Annotated in this window: 15 protein-coding genes and 4 tRNA genes; 9 read left to right on the top strand and 10 right to left on the bottom strand. The window is 63.9% G+C overall.

Annotated elements, in window-relative coordinates:
- Window positions 1–80: 80 nt before the first annotated feature.
- Together ACEWQ0_RS02225 and ACEWQ0_RS02230 are read left to right on the top strand one after the other, a co-directional pair.
- A complete protein-coding gene (locus ACEWQ0_RS02225; protein ID WP_476484356.1) occupies window positions 81–1,256 on the top strand; it encodes an acetylornithine/succinylornithine family transaminase in 1,176 nt (391 codons plus the stop codon).
- A complete protein-coding gene (locus ACEWQ0_RS02230; protein WP_476481806.1) occupies window positions 1,253–2,326 on the top strand; it encodes an ABC transporter ATP-binding protein in 1,074 nt (357 codons plus the stop codon). Before ACEWQ0_RS02225 ends, ACEWQ0_RS02230 begins: the two co-directional genes overlap by 4 nt.
- Before the next feature lie 30 nt (window positions 2,327–2,356).
- Here ACEWQ0_RS02230 and ACEWQ0_RS02235 read toward each other — a convergent pair whose 3' ends face one another.
- Both ACEWQ0_RS02235 and purE read right to left on the bottom strand, forming a co-directional pair.
- Window positions 2,357–3,496, bottom strand: coding sequence for a 5-(carboxyamino)imidazole ribonucleotide synthase (locus ACEWQ0_RS02235; protein ID WP_476484357.1), 1,140 nt, complete (start codon window positions 3,494–3,496; stop codon window positions 2,357–2,359).
- On the bottom strand, window positions 3,493–3,990 hold the full coding sequence (purE, locus tag ACEWQ0_RS02240) for a 5-(carboxyamino)imidazole ribonucleotide mutase (RefSeq protein WP_476481679.1): 498 nt from the start codon (window positions 3,988–3,990) through the stop codon (window positions 3,493–3,495). The genes ACEWQ0_RS02235 and purE overlap by 4 nt, the downstream gene beginning before the upstream one ends.
- Window positions 3,991–4,063: 73 nt before the next feature.
- Here purE and ACEWQ0_RS02245 point away from each other — a divergent pair, with 73 nt between their 5' ends.
- The 4 genes from ACEWQ0_RS02245 to ACEWQ0_RS02260 all read left to right on the top strand — a co-directional run bounded on the left by ACEWQ0_RS02245 (window position 4,064) and on the right by ACEWQ0_RS02260 (window position 6,195).
- On the top strand, window positions 4,064–4,366 hold the full coding sequence (locus ACEWQ0_RS02245; RefSeq protein WP_476481678.1) for a Trm112 family protein: 303 nt from the start codon (window positions 4,064–4,066) through the stop codon (window positions 4,364–4,366).
- A gap of 49 nt (window positions 4,367–4,415) precedes the next feature.
- Window positions 4,416–5,501 (top strand): homoserine O-acetyltransferase MetX, encoded by a 1,086-nt coding sequence (gene metX / locus ACEWQ0_RS02250; RefSeq protein WP_476481677.1) that lies wholly within the window; start codon window positions 4,416–4,418, stop codon window positions 5,499–5,501.
- Complete coding sequence (locus ACEWQ0_RS02255; RefSeq protein ID WP_476481676.1) at window positions 5,498–6,070, top strand: cysteine dioxygenase family protein; 573 nt, start codon at window positions 5,498–5,500, stop codon at window positions 6,068–6,070. Before metX ends, ACEWQ0_RS02255 begins: the two co-directional genes overlap by 4 nt.
- 38 nt (window positions 6,071–6,108) lie before the next feature.
- Window positions 6,109–6,195, top strand: a tRNA-Leu gene (locus ACEWQ0_RS02260).
- Between the two features lie 74 nt (window positions 6,196–6,269).
- Here the strand turns inward: ACEWQ0_RS02260 and ACEWQ0_RS02265 are convergent.
- On the bottom strand, window positions 6,270–8,102 hold the full coding sequence (locus ACEWQ0_RS02265; protein WP_476481675.1) for an SUMF1/EgtB/PvdO family nonheme iron enzyme: 1,833 nt from the start codon (window positions 8,100–8,102) through the stop codon (window positions 6,270–6,272).
- Between the two features lie 160 nt (window positions 8,103–8,262).
- Between ACEWQ0_RS02265 and ACEWQ0_RS02270 the strand changes: the two genes are divergently transcribed.
- Together ACEWQ0_RS02270 and ACEWQ0_RS02275 are read left to right on the top strand one after the other, a co-directional pair.
- Window positions 8,263–9,423 carry a ribonuclease D gene (locus ACEWQ0_RS02270; protein WP_476484358.1) on the top strand — a complete coding sequence of 387 codons (1,161 nt, stop codon included), beginning with the start codon at window positions 8,263–8,265 and terminating at the stop codon, window positions 9,421–9,423.
- Between the two features lie 11 nt (window positions 9,424–9,434).
- A tRNA-Arg gene (locus ACEWQ0_RS02275) sits at window positions 9,435–9,511 on the top strand.
- A 201-nt stretch (window positions 9,512–9,712) separates the two neighbouring features.
- On the opposite strand, the gene ACEWQ0_RS02280 is transcribed toward ACEWQ0_RS02275, so the two are convergent.
- Genes ACEWQ0_RS02280 through ACEWQ0_RS02290 form a run of 3 tightly spaced genes read right to left on the bottom strand, consistent with a single transcriptional unit; the run spans window position 9,713 to window position 14,498 of the window.
- Window positions 9,713–12,784 carry an efflux RND transporter permease subunit gene (locus ACEWQ0_RS02280; RefSeq protein WP_476481673.1) on the bottom strand — a complete coding sequence of 1,024 codons (3,072 nt, stop codon included), beginning with the start codon at window positions 12,782–12,784 and terminating at the stop codon, window positions 9,713–9,715.
- Window positions 12,781–13,854, bottom strand: a complete 1,074-nt coding sequence (locus ACEWQ0_RS02285) for an efflux RND transporter periplasmic adaptor subunit (protein ID WP_476481672.1) — start codon at window positions 13,852–13,854, stop codon at window positions 12,781–12,783. The genes ACEWQ0_RS02280 and ACEWQ0_RS02285 overlap by 4 nt, the downstream gene beginning before the upstream one ends.
- Window positions 13,851–14,498: a TetR/AcrR family transcriptional regulator gene (locus ACEWQ0_RS02290; protein WP_476484359.1), complete on the bottom strand. Its 648-nt coding sequence runs from the start codon at window positions 14,496–14,498 to the stop codon at window positions 13,851–13,853. Before ACEWQ0_RS02290 ends, ACEWQ0_RS02285 begins: the two co-directional genes overlap by 4 nt.
- A 110-nt stretch (window positions 14,499–14,608) precedes the next feature.
- Between ACEWQ0_RS02290 and ACEWQ0_RS02295 the strand changes: the two genes are divergently transcribed.
- Window positions 14,609–15,394, top strand: a complete 786-nt coding sequence (locus ACEWQ0_RS02295; RefSeq protein WP_476481670.1) for an enoyl-ACP reductase FabI — start codon at window positions 14,609–14,611, stop codon at window positions 15,392–15,394.
- Between the two features lie 141 nt (window positions 15,395–15,535).
- Here the strand turns inward: ACEWQ0_RS02295 and ACEWQ0_RS02300 are convergent, their stop codons facing one another.
- From ACEWQ0_RS02300 to ACEWQ0_RS02315, 4 genes are all read right to left on the bottom strand, one after another.
- A complete protein-coding gene (locus ACEWQ0_RS02300; RefSeq protein WP_476481669.1) occupies window positions 15,536–17,437 on the bottom strand; it encodes a SurA N-terminal domain-containing protein in 1,902 nt (633 codons plus the stop codon).
- Between the two features lie 77 nt (window positions 17,438–17,514).
- A tRNA-Asp gene (locus tag ACEWQ0_RS02305) sits at window positions 17,515–17,591 on the bottom strand.
- A gap of 6 nt (window positions 17,592–17,597) precedes the next feature.
- A tRNA-Val gene (locus ACEWQ0_RS02310) sits at window positions 17,598–17,673 on the bottom strand.
- A 14-nt stretch (window positions 17,674–17,687) separates the two neighbouring features.
- Window positions 17,688–17,960: an HU family DNA-binding protein gene (locus tag ACEWQ0_RS02315; protein ID WP_476481668.1), complete on the bottom strand. Its 273-nt coding sequence runs from the start codon at window positions 17,958–17,960 to the stop codon at window positions 17,688–17,690.
- Window positions 17,961–18,193 lie beyond the last annotated feature (233 nt).

Consider the following 18,193-nt stretch of genomic DNA (forward strand, 5'->3'; position numbering starts at 1 on the left):
ACCCGTCACCGGCGGCGCCAGGCGCCGCCGGTTGCCAATCAGCGGTAGAATGACCGCTTTCCAAACTTGCCAACGAGTCAATGACGCACCTGTTCAATACCTATGCGCGCATGCCCGTGCGCATGGTCCGTGGCGAAGGGGCCTGGCTGACTGATGATCAGGGGCGTCGCTACCTCGACGCCATTTCCGGTATTGGCGTGTGCAGCCTGGGGCATGCCGAGCCCCGGCTGGCCAAAGCCATTGCCGATCAGGCTCACCGGCTCATCCATACCGCCAATATCGTCGAAGTACCGCTGCAGGAAGAACTGGCGCAGGCCCTGGCAGAGATCAGCGGCCTGGAGCGGGCATTCATTGCCAACTCCGGAGCCGAGGCCAACGAATGCGCACTCAAGCTGGCGCGCCGCCACGCCCACGAAAAAAACATCGCTCGCCCGGCTGTTCTGGTCGCCGATCACAGCTTTCACGGACGCACGCTTGCCGGCATCAGCGCCTCGGGCAACCCGGCGATACAGGCCGGCTATGGGCCCCTGGTTGACGGCTTTGTACGCGTGCCCTTCGGCGACGCCGAAACGGCCGCGGCCGCTCTGGCCGAGCATCCGGAGATCGTTGCCGTGCTGGTCGAGCCGATTCAGGGCGAAGGCGGCGTGCACGTCCCGCCCGACGATTACCTGCCGACCCTGCGCCGCCTGTGCGACCAGCACGACGCCCTGCTGATGCTCGACGAGATCCAGACGGGCATGAATCGCACCGGCAAGTGGCTCGCTTTTCAGCACCATGCCGGCCTCAGGCCCGACGTGGTCACGCTCGCCAAGGCGCTAGGCAATGGCATGCCCGTGGCTGCCTGCCTGGCGCGCGAGGACGTGGCCGCGATGATGACGCCCGGCACTCACGGCACCACCTTTGGCGGCAACCCGCTGGCCTGCCGCGCGGCACTGACGGTGATCGACATCATGCGTGAAGATCGCATCGGCGAGCGCGCTGCCCAAGCCGGACAGCGGCTCATCGACCGGCTGCGGGCCGGGCTCGAGGGCCTGGCCCCGGTAAAGGCCGTGCGCGGGCGCGGCCTGATGGTGGGAATCGAGCTCGACCGCGACTGCGGCGAGCTCAAGGACGATGCCTTGGCCGATGGCGTGATCATCAACGTCACCCGTGGCCGAACCGTTCGTCTGCTGCCGCCGCTGATCGTCAGCGACGAAGAAGTCGACCGCATTGCCGAAGTCGTGATCGGCGTAATCCGCAAGCGTTATTGCCCGTGATTCTCGAGGTCGACGACATCTGGCTCGGTTACGAAGAAGCCTGCGTCATACGCGGTCTGAGCTTCGGGCTTGACGTCGGCGAAATCGGCTGTCTTCTGGGCGCCTCGGGCTGCGGAAAAACCACGGCCCTGCGCGCGGTTGCCGGCTTCGAGCCCCTGCGCTCCGGCGAAATCCGCATCGACGATCGGGTGGCCTCGACCCCGGACTTTCGTCTGGCACCGGAAAAGCGCAGCGTCGGCATGGTGTTTCAGGATCACGCGCTGTTCCCGCATCTGAACGTGACCGGCAACGTCGGCTTCGGCCTGCGCCGGCTGTCACGGCGCGAACGCGACCACCGTATCGACGAGCTCCTCGAGCTGACGGGGCTGGAGGGTTTGTCGCATCGTTATCCACACGAACTCTCCGGCGGGCAGCAGCAGCGCGTCGCCCTGGCGCGTGCGCTGGCAACCGAGCCCGACGTGCTGCTGATGGACGAGCCTTTTTCCAATCTCGATGCCCGCCTGCGACGGCACGTCGGCGAGGAAGTTCGCAGTATTCTCAAGCAGCGCGGCACGGCAACGCTGATGGTCACCCACGACCAGCAGGAGGCTTTCGCCCTCGCCGACCGGGTGGGGCTGCTCAAGGACGGGCGCATGCTGCAGTGGGACTCGCCCTACCAGCTCTACCATGAGCCGACCAATCACTATGTCGCCGCCTTTACCGGCCGCGGCAGTTATCTGAAAGCGCGCGTGGTGGAAGACCAGACCCTGGTGCACGGGCTGGGCCGTTCACCGGCGCCCGACGACCGCCCCGATGGCGACGAGCTGGCGCTGCTGATCCGGCCCGATGACATCCGCCCGGACACCGATGGCTCCAGAGCCCGCGTGGTCGGCCGTCAGTTTCAGGGAGCACAGATCCTGTATCGCCTGGAACTGGACACCGGCGAGGAGATCGCAGCGCTGTTTCCCAGCCACGACGACTATGCAGTCGACCAGACCATCGGCGTGACGCTGGACGCCCACCATCTGGTTCTTTTCCCGACCGCTCAGACCGAACCGTTCATCAACCCTTCGCACCACAACGGGCGCTGAAAACGGGGCCGGCTTGCGGCCAATACCGCCCTATTCCCTGCCTTTCCGAGACGCAACCAGCCCGCCGAGCAGATCGCCCAGCGGCCGGGGCAGCTCCGGGCGCGCCTGGAGCGCCTGGTGTGCCAGCTCGGCCCAGGTCTCGGCCAGCAGCGTGGCGTGACCTACCTTGCGCCCCGGCCGGAATGACTTGCCGTAGTCGTGCCAGTGAAGATCCGGCAGTTTCAGCAGCCCGGATGCCGAAGGCATGCCGCCAATCCAGTTGAACATCAGCGACGGGGCGCGCAGAGCCGTGCTGCCCAGCGGCAGATCACACACCGCGCGCAGGTGATTTTCAAATTGCGAGCACACCGCGCCCTCGATGGTCCAGTGGGCCGAGTTGTGCACCCGCGGAGCAAACTCGTTGCCGATGATCCGATCGCCGGAGACGAACAGCTCCAGGGTCAGACAGCCGACGTAGTCCAGATGCTCGGCGAGAAGCCGGCCACAGGCCTCGGCACGCTCGCGCAGGCCGGCATCCACCGCGGCGGGCGCAGCGGCCAGCCGCAGCATGCCATCGGCGTGCAGCGTGCGCGAGAGCGGATAGCAGCGCAGCTCGCCTGCGGCGTTGCGCACCACGGTCATGGCGCACTCGAAATCAAAATCGACCCAGCCTTCGAGGATCAACGCATGGTCGCCCAGCTGCGCCCAGGCGGGCTCGAGATCCTCGGGCCCGTGCAGCAGATACTGCCCCTTGCCGTCATAACCCATGCGGCGGGTCTTCAGCAGCGCCGGGTAACCGATGTCATCCAGGGCGGCAAGCAGATCGGCGCGCCCGGAAACGGCGGCAAAAGGCGCCACCTCGATGCCAAGCGACTCGAACAGCTGTTTTTCATTGAGCCGATCCTGGGCGGCGGCAAAGGCATTGGCTGCCGGCCGCACCGGATGGCCGGACTCGGCCAGACCCTCGAGTACCGCCGCGGGAACATTTTCAAAGTCGCAGGTGATCCGGTCACAGCCGGACAGCTGATCCAGCCCCGCCGGATCGCTCCAGTCAGCGGTGACCAGCCGTCCCAGCTGGCCGGCACAGGCATCCGCCTTGGGATCAAGAAACACGAACTCCGCGCCCAGCGGCAGCCCCGCCTGAGCCATCATGCGTGCCAGCTGGCCGCCACCCAGAATACCAACCTTCATGAGGCGCGCGGGTCGGTCGCCGCCAGCACGGCATCGGTCTGCTCCTGCCGCCAGCTCCGATAGCGCTCGCGAATATCAGGATGCGCGGCGCCCAGCATGGAAGCCGCCAGCAGGCCGGCATTCACGGCCCCCGCCTTGCCGATGGCCAGGGTGCCCACCGGCACCCCGCCCGGCATCTGTGCAATTGAAAGCAGCGAGTCCAGCCCGTTGAGTGCGCGCGACTGAACCGGCACGCCCAGAACCGGCAGCACGGTTCGGGCCGCAACCATGCCCGGCAGATGGGCGGCGCCACCGGCCCCGGCGATGATCACCTCGATACCGCGCTCCTCGGCGGCTTGCGCGTATTCGAACATGGCTTCGGGCGTTCGGTGAGCCGACACCACCTTCACTTCGTGGGGCACACCGAGCTGTTCGAGCAGCCCGGCGGCATGCGACATCGTTTCCCAGTCGCTTTTCGAACCCATGATGATGCCGATCAGAGGCGATGCGGCCATCGCGAACCCTCCGCGTTGGATAAGGAAAACAATGAATCTTATCAGGGCCGCCGTGACGAGTAAACGCGCTTCCATGCGCACCCTCCGAAAGGATACAATCATCGGCATGGCCACCATCGATCCTCTTCTCGACATCCTCTGCTGCCCGGTCAGCCATCAGCCGCTGCGCCCGCTGGAGAAAAGCCGCCTGAAGAAACTCAACGCGCTGATTGCCGCCGGTCAGGTGCAATATGTCGACCACAGCGCAGTCGAGGACAAGGCGCGCGAAGCCCTGATCACCCGCGATGATAAAGTCATCTATCTGGTCGTCGACGGCATCCCCGTTCTGCTGCCCGACCGCGGCATCGGCAGCGCGCAGTTCACCGACCCGATCTGAGTCTCGGGCAGGCGCTGTAGAATGGCTTTTTTGACCATAGAGGAAATCCATGGGTCCGGCCACCCGCTATTTCGATCTTGAGCAGCCCTTTGAACTCTACCGCGGCGGGCGACTGCCTCACGTGCGCCTGGCCTGGGAGTCATGGGGCGAACTCGACGCCGACAAATCCAACGCCATACTGATCTGCACCGGCCTTTCGCCCGGCTCGCACGCGACCTCCTCGACCCAGGATCCGGAGCCGGGATGGTGGGAAGACATGATCGGGCCCGGTCGCTACATCGACACCGACCGCTTTTTCGTGCTCTGCATCAACTCCCTGGGCTCGTGCATGGGATCGACCGGACCGGCCAGCATCAATCCGGACACCGGCAGGCCGTGGCGGCTGGACTTTCCGGAGCTTGCCATCGAAGACATCGCGCGGGCTGCGCGCCTGGTGGTCCGGCATCTGGGCATCGAGACCCTGCACGCGATCATCGGCCCATCGATGGGCGGGCTCACGGCGCTGGCCTGGCTCAAGCAGTTTCCGCAGAGCGCGCGCAAGCTCGGCCTGATTTCAACCGCCTGCTCGGCGACGCCCATGGCCATTGCCATTCGTTCGCTGCAGCGAGAAGCGATTGTCACCGACCGCAACTTTCGCGACGGGCTTTATACCGAAGACGACTGGCCCGAGGTCGGCATGCGCCTGGCGCGCAAGCTGGGCATGATTTCCTACCGCTCGGCAACCGAGTGGCGGCAGCGTTTCGGCCGTCAGAGCCAGGACTATTTCCCGCCGACGCTGTTTGGCATGCGCTTTGCCGTTGAATCCTATCTCGAGACCCATGCGCGCAAGTTCGTCGGCCAGTTCGATCCTTGCAGCTATCTGTACTTGTCGCGCGCGATGGACACCTTCGATTTCTGCGACAGTGACGACACGCTCAAGCGCATGTTTGACCGCTGCTTTGCCGGTGAAGCCCTGGTGCTCGGGGTCAAGACTGATATCCTCTTTCCGTTGTTTCAGCAAAAGGACCTGGCCTCGGCCCTGGAAGCCAGCGGCAACGATGTGACCTTCCAGGCGCTACCCTCGATACAGGGCCACGATGCGTTTCTGGCCGACGTGCCCACGTTTGGCGAACCGATAAGGAAGTGGTTGCAATGAGTCTAGACTTTCCCGGCAAGTCGCGGATGATCGACCGGATTCACCGTGCGGTATCAGCCGACTGCGCCGAAGACATCACCGAAAACCTGCGCCAGTGCCTGTGTGAGCTGGTGGCCGACGAGGACATCCAGCTGCCCGACTGCGTATACGAATACAGCAACGAGCACTACCGCCGCCGGCTGCTGCACCAGGACAAGGCGCTGGGCTACACCGTGCTGGCCATGACCTGGGGCCCGGGTCAGGGCACGCCGCTGCATGATCACGCCGGCATGTGGTGCGTCGAGGCTGTCTGGCACGGCGAAATCGAGGTGGTCCAGTACGAGCTGGTCGAACGCGGCAGCAATCAGTTCCGGTTCGAACCGCGCACCACCATGCGAACCGGAGTCGGAAGCGCCGGCAGCCTGATCCCACCGCACGAACACCACACCATCGCCAACCCCAGCCCCGATCAGCCGGCGGTCACCATCCACATCTATTCCGGCGTGATGGACGAATGCTGTGTCTTCAAGCCCGTCGAGGACGACTGGTACCAACCGCAGCCAACCAGCCTGAGCCTGGATTCGGACTAGACAAACACGCGTCCGAGGCAGACAATATGCGTCCCCGAGCCGGGGTGGCGGAACTGGTAGACGCGACGGATTCAAAATCCGTTTGCCGAAAGGCAGTGAGGGTTCGATTCCCTCCCTCGGCACCAGATATCACCTGTAAGCAAAAAGGCCGTCGCGGTCAATGCCGCGACGGCCTTTTTGCTACCGCTTTGTCGCCGGCTCAAAGATCGCGCGCGATCCGGAAGCCAACGCGCATGTCAGTGCTGTCGCTGGTGCTGGAAATGCGAAATGCCGAACGCGACATGGCGGGCGTGCTCGACCAGGAGCCGCCGCGGATGACACGACGGTTGCAGCCGGGGTTGACCCATGCCGAGCCATCTTCCGGGGCGCGCACGTAGCTGTCGTGCCAGCAGTCCTCGACCCACTCCATGACGTTGCCGCCCATGTCGTAGAGGCCGAATGGGTTACTGGCCAGGCTACCCACTGGGGCCGGCCCCCAGTAGCCGTCGGTATAGCGACGAAAAGCAACGTTCCAGCGGGCCCCTGAAGGCGACACGTCACGGTCGCCGGTCACGTTCTCGACCTCGTTTTCATCGGGTGCGCCGTTGCCCCACCAGTAGGGCGTGAGCGTGCCGCCGCGCAGGGCGTACTCGAACTCCGCTTCGGTGGGCAGTCGATAGTTGCGTTCAGTCTGCTCTGAAAGCCAATCGACATAAGCGTTGGCATCTCGCCAGGAGACATGCAGAACAGGCAGATCATCGTCGGCCCTGCGGCCGGAAAAGTCCGCCCGCCAGTCGGTGCCGTTGCGATCGACCATGCGCCCGCTGTCCAGATCATAGACGCGCGACGACCTTTCGATCTCGGCGTCGGTGCGATAACCGGTCGAGCGCACGAAATCGGCGAACTGGCCCACGGTGACTTCGGTGCGTGCCATCGCGAAGCCGCGCTCGAAAGTCACCCGATGTTGCGGCCCCTCGTTGCTCAGACGCTCATCTTCACTTTCCGGCGAGCCCATCATGAAACTGCCGGCCGGCATGACGACCATCTGCGGGCCGGGTCGCGCCAGCGCTGCAATCCGATCTGAAAACACCTGGCCCGGCTCGAAACTGCCGTAGGTGCGGGCGTCAGCCAGCGAGGCTTGCAGTGCTTCGACGCTGGCACGATCCTCGCCCAGAGAAACGAGTTCCGTTATCGCATCGTCAGCTTCGTCGTAGCGGCCTTCGTCGATATGCTCCCGCGCCTGGACATAAAGATCTTCTATATGGCCCTGCCGGAAGTCGCTGATGGCTTGCCGAGCCTCGGCCACCACCTCCGGTGCCTCGTGGATTGTCTCGGCTTCGGTCAAGCGTGCGCCGGCGCCTTCGAAATCAAGCTCCTCGCGGGCCAGATAAAGCGCTTCGTCGACCACCGCCTGATGCACGTCGGCCAGGCCGGCCACGGCGGCCTGGTTGCCGGGATCGAGCTCCAGAACCTGGGCGAACAGGTCAGCCGCGTTACCGTCGGCCGGCTCGGTCAGTCGGCCGGCCTGCAGGGCCGCATCGGCCTGTTCGACCAGCGCGCTGACGCTGCTGCGGCGCTGGAGCTCAGCCTGAACCTCATTGATGATGCCCCGTTCGGGCTGCACCTCGGCCATGACGCCGGCCAGTTGCCGCGCACGCGCCATATTGCCCTGGGCCAATGCCTGCTCGATGTCGCGCTCGACCTCATCGAGCAGCGCCGTGAGCGCGCGTTCCACTTCCGGGTCGTTGGGAGCAAAGGCCTGTGCACGCAGCAACTCCTGCAGCTGCTGGTCCTGTTGCGGGTTGGGCAGGCTGACATCCGGAACGTTTTCCGCGGCGCGGTTCGGAATATCGAGATTCTCGAAGTCGATATCGAACTCGTCCGACCCGGCTCCGACCACATCTCCCAGCCGGCGAACCCGGCGTTGCTCTTGCGCCTCCTCGGCCTGCGCCTCGGATTCGGCCCCCTCGGCCGTCTCGGGTTCGTCCTGACCCCTGGCGGGCCACGCGACGAACAGAAAGACGACGCTAGTTGCGAGCAGCAGATATCTCATCTAGATCACAGCTCCTGTTGCCGGTAAAACGAAGGATTGATGCTTTGCAATTGTGACACCCCCGACCCGCACGTGAGCGCGGGCAGACTGATCGAATATGTGAAAATAGCGTATCCGGACGCTTGCGACAACCTTCATCGACCACGGAAGAGCCCTTTTCATGCATCCAGAGCTGCCCCAACACGCCGCAACACAACAACAACGAGACCGCGCCATCGAGGCGGTCGAGCACGCACTCTGGCTGGACGAGCCAGAGCCGGTCGAGGCGGTCGAGACGCAGTGCCGCGCTGCCGATACGGTCGGCCTGGACACCGAATTCGTTCGCGAGCGTACATTCTACGCCCGCCCGGGCATGGTACAGCTCAGCGACGGCATGCGGATCTGGCTGCTCGATGCCGTCGCCCTGCCGCGCTCCGAGGCCCTGGGCCGTCTGCTCGCTGACCGCAGCACGGTCAAGGTGCTGCACAGCGTGGGCGAGGATCTGGAGGTGCTGCGCGACGTTGGCGGCTGCCTTCCCGACCCGCTGTTCGATACCCAGACGGCAGCGGCCCTGCTGGGCCTGCCGCTGCAGATGCGCTACGAACACCTGGTTGCGCAGCTGCTGGGCGTTGAGCTGAGCGGCGGCAAGGCGCGCAACGACTGGTGCAAACGGCCGTTATCGAAGGAGCTGTTGCGCTACGCCGCGGAAGACGTCATCTGGTTGCCGGCGGTAAAGGCCGATCTCGAGGCGCGGCTGCAGGCTGCCGGCCGCATGGAATGGCATCGCGAAGACTGCCAGCGGCTGCTGCAGAAAGCGGCTTCGGGCGACAGTGTGCCGCCGCTGAGCCGGGTCAAGGGGGCCGGCCGACTGGATACTCCGGACCTGGCGCGCCTGGATGCGCTGGCGCGCTGGCGGGATGTCATGGCGCGCCGGAAAGACCTGCCCAAACGCTTCGTGCTGGGCGATGAAACCCTGATCGAACTCGCCCGTACCGGGGAGCGCTCGCTGCGCGAGCATCTCGGCCGGGCGCTGCCGGGCAAGCATCGCAAGCGCTATGCCGACGCCCTCGAGCAGGTGCTCGACGAGGTTGACACCGCGCACTTTCAGCGCCCCGACTGGATCGACCCGCTCGACCCCGGGCAGCGCAGTCAGCTCAAAGCCCTGCAGGAGTGCGTGCGCAACGTGGCTGCGGAACTGGGCATCGAGCCGGCGGTGATTGCCAGCAAACGCGAGCTGACCCGGCTGGTGCGCGGCGAGCGGCCGGAATGGCTCGACGGCTGGCGCGGGCAGGTGCTGGACGGGCGCCTTGACTCGGCTTCTGTTAATATTTTTCCCCGCTGACTTTCCAGCGCGCCCCGATAGCTCAGCAGGATAGAGCGGTCGCCTCCTAAGCGACAGGTCGCAGGTTCGAATCCTGCTCGGGGCACCAAATACTAGAGTGGGCACAAGCACCCACCGGCAGTGCCCGTTCTTTACGGTGCCGCAATTCGAACCGGCGACCCACGACAATCAGGTTCGCATTGCGCACAGCGCAATCGCTGGAGCGAAGCGACAGCCCGAAGGGCAAGCGGCCGCAGGCCGCGAAACACCCCTGCTCGGGGCACCATTCCGCCTTGCCGGCCCGGCCGCGTCAGCTCGGTGCTGTTTCTCCGCGCTGGTGGCCAAAGCGCTTCTCGAGGATGGAATAGGCCGCCGGCACCACCACCAGGGTCAGCAACGTGGAGCTGAGCATGCCGCCGATCACGGCAATTGCCAGCGGACCGTTGGTGTCCGCGCCTGCACCAAAGCCCAACGCCGGCGGCAGCAGCGCCAGGATGACGGTAAACGAAGTCATCAACACAGGGCGCAGCCGCACGGGACAGGCCTCGCGCAAAGCCTCGTCGATACTGTCGCCACGCTCGCGATACTGGTTGGTCAAGTCCACCAGCAGAATCGAGTTCTTGGCCACCAGTCCGACCAGAAGCACCATGCCGATCATCGAGAAGATGTTGAGTGAGTGGCCGGTCAGCCACAGCAGCAGAATGCCGCCGATGACCGCCAGCGGCTGCGCGGTCATGACGATGAAAGGCTGAAGGAAGGAGTTGAACTGGCTGGCCAGCACGATGAAGACCAGCACCACCGCCAGGCCGAAGGCGAACAGCACGTAGCCGACCGTCTGCTGGAACTCACGCGCCTCGGCCTTGTATTCCACCCGGTAACCGAGCGGCAGCAGCTCGGCTGCGACCCGATCGATGGTATCGACGGCCTGACCCAGGGGCATGTCCGGATTGCCGTAGAAATCGGCCGAGTAGTTGAGGTTGAAACGGGTGATGACCGCCGGGCCGACGGTCTGATCGATGCTTGCCAGCGAGTCGAAGCGCACCAGCTCGCCGTCGCGCGTGCGCAGGTAGATCTTGCCCAGATCCGACGGGCGAGTCATTTCGCCCTGAGCGCTCTTGACGCGGATATCGTAGCGCTCACCGTCGCCGGGCTGGTCGTTGTAGCGGGCAATATCAACGCCGCCGACGAGCATGTTGACGGCAAAGGCCACGTCCGAGGAGCTCAGGCCGGCTTCAGCGGTGCGCACGCGGTCGACGTTGACATCGAGCTGCGGCAGATCGAGCTGCAGGTCAAGATCGAGACGCCCCATCCCGTCAATGTCTTCCAGGCGGCTGCGCATTCGGTCAGCCAGGCTGGCCACCTGTTCCAGATCCGGTCCGTTGATGACGAACTGCAGCGGATCGCCACGCTGGCCGCCAACGATTGACGGCGGCGAGGCAAAGGCGGTAACGCCCGGCGTCTCGGCCAGCTCGGCCCGGATGGTGTCGAGAAAGACCTGTTGCGTGACGTCGCGTTGATCGCGGTCGACCATGCGCACGAAAGCAATGCCACGATTGACCTCACCGGCCTGGCCGAGGCCGACGGCGGTAAAGTAGGTCCTGATCTCCTCGTGCGAGCCCAGCACCTGCTCGATGCGGTCGAGGTAATTTGCGGTCATGTCGATGCCGGTACCCAGCGGCGCGCGGAAGGAGACGACAAAGCGGCCTTCATCTTCTTCGGGGACGAACTCCTTGTCGATATCGAACAGGAAGAAGCCCGAGCTGAGCACCACGAGCAAAGACAGCAGCAGTACGCCCCAGCGGTGATCCAGGGTCCAGTCAAGGGCGCGGCGGTAGCCATTGTCCATGCCGGTAAAGAAACGGTCGAAGGTGTGATAGATGCGCCCGCGCTGCTGGTCTTTCTGGCGCACACGCAGAAAGCGCGAGCTGAGCATGGGCGTGAGCGTCAGCGACACCACCGCAGAGGCCAGCACACCGACGGTCACGGTGACCGCAAATGACTCGAAGAAGCGGCCGATGATGCCGCCGAGAAAGATGACCGAGGCAAAGATCGATACCAGCGTCAGAGTGGTGGCGATAATGGCAAAGAACACCTGGTTGCTGCCGCCAATGGCCGCCTCGATGGGGTCGGGCGTTACTTCTTCACGGAAGCGGTAGATATTTTCCAGCACCACGATGGCGTCATCGACGACGACGCCGATCAGCAACAGCAGCCCCAGCAGCGTCATGGTGTTGAAGGTATAGCCGAGCATGTAGATCACGGCTACTGCTGCCAGCAGCGAAACCGGAATGGCCAGCGCAATGATCAGCGTGCCGCGCCAGGTGCGCAGAAAGAACAGCACCACCAGGGCCGCCAGCAGGGTGCCTTCGATCAGATGCTCTTCCAGCGCCGCGACGATCTCCTCGATCATCTCCGAGTCATCGGAGGCAATGTCGATGCTCATCCCCTTGGGCAGCTGCGGAATGATTTCTTCGTTGAGGCGGCGTTTGACCTCCTCGACAATGGCCACCGTATTGGTACCGGCAATCTTGACGATGCCCAGGCCCACGGTCGGCTCGCCCATGAAACGGGCGATGGCGCGGTTGTCGGCCAGCCCGTCGACGACCTCGGCGAAATCGCCGATGCGCACCGGCGCGCCGTCGACATGGCGCACCACCATTTCCGAAAGCGCCTCGGGGGAGTGATATTCAAGATCGAGCTTGACCAGCGATTCGGTCGCGCCAGAGACCAGAAAACCACCGGGGTACTGCACGTGCTCGGTGGCGAAAGCCTGGCGAATGTCGCCGGCGGTGACCCCGAGCGCGGCCATGCGATCGAGATCGACCTCGACACGGATGGTGCGCTCCCGACGACCACCGATCTGCACCTTGCCGACGCCGTCGATGGTTTCCAGGCGCTTGCGAATGGTGTTGTTCGCGTACTGGTTGAGCTGCTGCAGGGTGCGATCGCCCTGCAAAGAAACCCACAGTACGGCGCTGGCGCCGGCCTCGATCTTGGCCACTACCGGCGGGTCGGCATCGTCGGGCAGCTGGCGCAGAATCTGGTTGACCTTGGCCTGCACCTCGTTGAAAGCGACGTCGATGTCCTTGTCGAGCTTGAAGGTGACGACCACGTTCGATACGCCCGGCGAAGAGCTCGACTGGATGTAGTCGATGCCCGGCGTGCTGTTGACCGAACTTTCGATGATGTTGGTGATGCTGGCATCGACGATTTCGGGGCTTGCCCCGGGCAGCACCGTGGTGATCGACACGATGGGAAACTCGATCTCGGGGAAGCGATCCACGCCGATCGAGCGAAACCCGATCAGGCCGAACAGCACCATCACCACCGATATCATCCAGGCCAGCACATGCCGGCGAATGGATAACTCCGGCAGGGTCATCGTTCCTCTCCCTGCGTCTTGATATCGAGCAGCGCGCCGTCGCTCAGGAAGCCGGCGCCGTCAACCACCACCTGCTCACCGGCTTCAACGCCGTCGGCGATTTCAATCCAGCCGTCACCGCGCAGGCCGGCCTCGACCTGGCGCTCCCGGGCGCGCTTGCCATCAACGACATACACCACCTCGCCGTCGGGACGGCGCACCAGGCTGGTGGGCGGAACCACCAGGCCCTCATGCCGATCGAGCACGATGTGCGCAGTTACCGAGCCGCCCGGCCGCCAGCCGCGCGGATTGTCGAGTTCGACAATCAGGTCGATGGCACGCGAACCTTCGCCCACGCTCGGGCGCAGCTCGCTGACCTCGGCTTCGAGCTGTTTCTCTGGCCTGGCGGGTACGCTCAGGCGCACTCGCTGACCCACCGCAATGCGGTCCTGCAGGTGTTCAGGCAGAGGCAGGAAGGCGCGCAGCGCTTCAGTGGCAACCAGCTCGTAGACGCGCGTCCCCGGGCTGACGTAGTCACCGACGCTGACCAGCCGCGCCTGCACGATCCCGCTGACCGGGCTGACGATGCGTGTCTGCTCGAGGTTGTATTCGGCGTCTTCCAGGCGCGCCTGCGCCGCCTCGAGCTGCGCCTTGATCGATTCAAGCTGGGTCACCGCCTCGTCCAGGCGGTCTTCGGCCACCGACTGCTGGGCGGCCAGACGCTCGAGGCGTTGCACCTGACGCTGTTGATTGGCCCGCAGGGCCTCCAGCCGGGCGAGCTCGGCACGCGCGGAGCTGACCGCGATGCGTTGCACGTCGGGAGCAATTTCGGCGAGCGCATCGCCGCTTTCCACTGCGTCGCCGACGTCGGCGTGGATGCGCGCGATGCGCCCGGCCGTTTCCGCCGAAATCGCCGGCGTGGTGGTGGCACGCAGTCGCCCCACAGCAAGCTCGGTGCGCTCGACCGTTTGCGACTCGACTGCGGTAACGGTAACGGCCGTGGCGCGCTCCTCGGGGCCTGAGCCTTCTTCTTCACCGCAGGCGCTCAGCAACAGCGCGGCCACGCTCAGCAGCAGGACTTTCTTGTTCATTGTTCGGCTCCGTTCGCGGCCTCGGAAACAAGGCCATTGTAGAGAATATCGGTGAATGAATCGGCAAACTCATCGGGATTTCCGGCCAGCTGCAGCCCGGGCATGTCGACCAGTTCACCGGCATGCTGAAACAGGAACACATTGCTGGCAAACAGCATCAGAGCGCTCACCCGGCAGTCGGCCGTCGACCGGATGCTGCCCGCGGCCTGCGCCGACTCCAGGTAGCGCACCAGGCGACTGAAATTGATTGCAAGCAGTTCGCGAATCAGGGGGCGCTTGTGCTCCAGGGCCGGGTCATGAAGCTCACGCAGGATCAGCCGGACGACCTGCCGATGGGCCGCCATGTGCCGCAGATGCTCACGCTGAAAGCGCTTCAGTGCGCCGGGCAGATCGTCCGCCTGCGACAGTGCATGATCGAGATGCTGACCAAAACCCTCGATGGCATTCCGGATCACGGCCAGATAAAGGGCTTCCTTGGAGGGAAAGTGGTGAAACACCGTCGACTTGCTCATGCCGGCCCGTCGCGCGATGGCAGCAATCGAAGCGGCGGCATAACCTCGTTGCGAGAAGATGGCCGCGGCCGCCTCCAGCAGGCGCTGCAGCCCGCTCGGCGGAGCCTCGTTTACAGGGGATTTCACGTGCATGCGGCGATCACGGATCAGCTGACCCGACCGACCGGTCGGTTGGTGTCATTCTAACACTGCCGTCGTTACAATTGACGTTTCATTGCAAACAACACAAGGAAGTCGGAAACATGGGCATGCTCGAAGGCAAGAAAGCCTTGATTGTCGGGGTTGCCAGCCCGCGCTCGATTGCCTGGGGAATCGCCGAGGCGATGCACCGGGAAGGCGCGGAACTGGCCTTTACCTATCAGAACGAAAAGCTGCAGTCACGCGTCCAGAAGATTGCCGACCAGACCGGGTCGAAGCTGACCATGCCGCTGGATGTCGCCAGCGACGAACAGATTCAGGCGGTCTTCGAGACCATCGAAAAGGAATGGGGAGCGCTGGACATCATCGTTCATGCCGTTGGTTACGCACCGCGTGAGCAGCTCGAAGGCGAGTTTGCCGACGTCATCGACCGCGAAGGCTTCCATGTCGCTCACGACATCTCCAGCTACAGCTTCGCCGCCCTGGCGCGCGCCGGAAAGCACTTGATGAAAGGCCGCAACGCCGCGCTCCTGACGCTGAGCTATCTCGGCGCGGTGCGCGCCATGCCCAGCTACAACGTGATGGGTCTGGCCAAGGCCTCGCTGGAAGCGTCGGTTCGGTATCTGGCCCACGGTCTGGGTGCAGACGGCATCCGCGTCAACGGCATATCGGCCGGGCCGATCAAGACGCTTGCGGCCTCGGGGGTATCCCAGCTGCGTTCAATGCTGGATCATGTCGGTGAAACCTCGCCGATCCGCCGCAACATCACCAAGGAAGACGTCGGCAACGCCGCGGCCTTCCTCTGCTCCGATCTGGCTGCCGGGATCACCGGCGAAATCACCTACGTCGACGGCGGCTACAACACCGTCGGCATGGCCGGCCTGAAGTAACCAGAAAGCAAGAAGCCGGGCAAGCCCGGCTTCTTCACACTTCACACTTCACACTTCACACTTCACACTTCACACTTCACACTTCACACTTCACACTTCACACTTCACACTTCACACTTCACACTTCACACTTCACACTTATCACAGCCTTTCCTCGACCACGCTGACGGTAGTCTGCTCGCGCAGCTGAGCGATCAGGCCCTCGATCGCTTCCTGGGCGCGGCTGCTGCGAATCTGGCGACGAATCATTTCGCGCTCGGAATCGCTCGCCTCGGTCGGGTCCCCGGGGCGTACCTGTTCGAGACGAACCAGCGCATAACCACCCTGACGCGGCAGCACGTGAAGCGTGGGATCGTCTCCGGGTGCCGGCAGCCTGAACACTTCCTGGATGAACGACGGCCCCTGCTGGAAGTCGGTTCGGCCCAGCGACTCGAGGGTTTCCAGCTCCAGCTCTTCGGCTTGCGCCACCGACTCCAGGCTTTCTCCGCCGGCCACCCGCTCGCGCAGGGACTGTGCACGCTCGCGGGCCATCTCGCCGCTGCGCTGAGTGATCAGACGCTGACGAATCTGCTCAGATACTTCCTCGAGCGGCTTGGGCTCGGCCGGCTCGTGCTCGACCACCTTGATGGCCACCATGTGATTGCGCTCGATCTCGATCGGATCGGAGACCGCATGGTCACGCAACACCAGGTCGGAGAATGCCGCGTCGACAACGCGCTCGTCAGAAGCGATCCCGGAATCGGTACCGGCTCGGGTCAACCAGTCGGTCTGCCTGATCTCCAGACCCAGCTCCTCGGCCAGCGGCTCGAGGCTGCTGTCGTCGGCGTAAACGAGGTCAATCATGCGCTCGGACATGTCGATGTAGAGCTCCTCGCGCTGGCGCTGCAGATGGTCACTCAGAATCTCCGTCCGCGCCTGCTCAAAGCTCATTCCCTCGGGCGGGCGAATGCCATCGAGCCGGATCAGATGCCAGCCGAATTGCGTCTTGACCGGGTCGGAGACTGCACCGGGTTCCGCCAGCGCATACAACGCGTCTTCGAACGGCTGGACCATGTCTTCGGGTTCGATCCAGCCCAGGTCGCCGCCCTGCCCCGAGGATGCCGGGTCGTCGGAGTATTCGGCTGCCAGCTCGGCAAAGGAGTCACCGCTTTCCAGGCGCTCCCGGAGATCTTCGGCCAGCGCCCGGGCCGATTCAGCATCGCCAGCGCTGTCTTCGGTAATCAGGATGTGTGAGGCCTGTCGCGCCTCGGGCGTGAGATAGCGCGCACTGGCGGCCTCATAGCGCTGCCGCAACTCTTCTTCGCTGAGCGTTGCCTCGTCGAGCAGCTCGTCAGGCTGCAGCTCGACATAGGCCAGACGCACGCGTTCCTCGTTGGTAAAGCGGTCAAGGTTGTCCTGGTAATAGGACTCGATATCCGCCGGCGTGATCTCGACCTCATCGGTGAATGGCGCCGAGCTGATATCCACCAGGCTGACCTGCCGGCGCTGGCGCTGCAGGCCGATCATGCGATCCACCTCGGTTTCAGTCACCACCGAAGACTCGGCAATTGCCTCGGCAACCAGCCGCGTCTGGATATCCTGGCGCACCCCCTGCTGAAAGCCCCTGGGCGTCTCGCCCGCGGCGCGCAGAGCCTGCTGATAGACGTCGGGATTGAACTGGCCCTCGATCTGGAAGGCGGGCACGTCACGAATCATTTCAGCGATGGTCCGCTCACTGACCCGCAGCCCCAGCTTTTCGGCGTGCTGGCGCAGCAGCAGCTGATCAATCAGGCTTTCAAGGTGTTCCCGGCGGACCGCCGGCTGATTGGTTTCAAGATCGCTGTAGCGATCACCCAGCTGGTCGCGCAGTCGCGCCCGATAACGGGCGAAGCTGGTCTGAAAGTCGGCAGAGGAAATCTCGTCGTCGCCGACCACGGCCACCGCGTCCTGCGGGACGGCACGCATGTAGCTGTCCAAGCCGAAGAAAAGAAACGGAACGGCCAGCAGGCCGAGCACGAAGATAGCGACGATCCCGGTTACGCGATCACGAATGGCCTGAAGCATGATCCTTGGATGACCCCGGTTGTATTTTCAGTTGTCAGAAATAAACAGGGCGCCCCGATGGGCGCCCTGCAGATTAGTGGCGGAGTGGACGGGACTCGAACCCGCGACCCCCGGCGTGACAGGCCGGTATTCTAACCAACTGAACTACCACTCCTAATCCTGGTGGGTGCTGGAGGGCTCGAACCTCCGACCCTCGCCTTGTAAGGGCGATGCTCTCCCAGCTGAGCTAAGCACCCCGGGCTTCAGCCCACTATCTTATCGCGTCTTTGAAACCTTTGCCAGCCTTGAATGCAGGAGTTTTCGATGCCTTGATCTGAATCGTCTCTCCGGTAGCCGGGTTACGGCCGGCACGCGCCGCCCGCTCTCTGACCGAAAACGTGCCAAATCCTACCAGAGACACGGTGTCCCCACCTTTGAGCGCTTCGGTAATGGACTCCAGGGTCGAGTCCAGGGCACGCTGCGCGTCGGCCTTTGACAGACCTGCGCGCTCGGAGATATTTGCAATCAATTCGGTTTTGTTCATATGAGTGTCACTCCAGACCTTATCAAGTTCATTATGCGGATGGCAACGGCCAGGCCCTTCGCTGCAATCGTGAAAGCGCTCCCTCCAGGGCAGCAACCAGCCGTCTGTTGGCCAGTGATGGTATATCAGCCCATCCCTGTCATCAATAGCGAAACCCGGAAAAATGCCCAAAAAGCCCCGCTCAGGGGGCTTTTGTCACGATTCACCCGCCCGCAAGACGATTTGCCGTGCGG

It is taken from the genome of Wenzhouxiangella sp. YN9 (genome assembly GCF_056324165.1).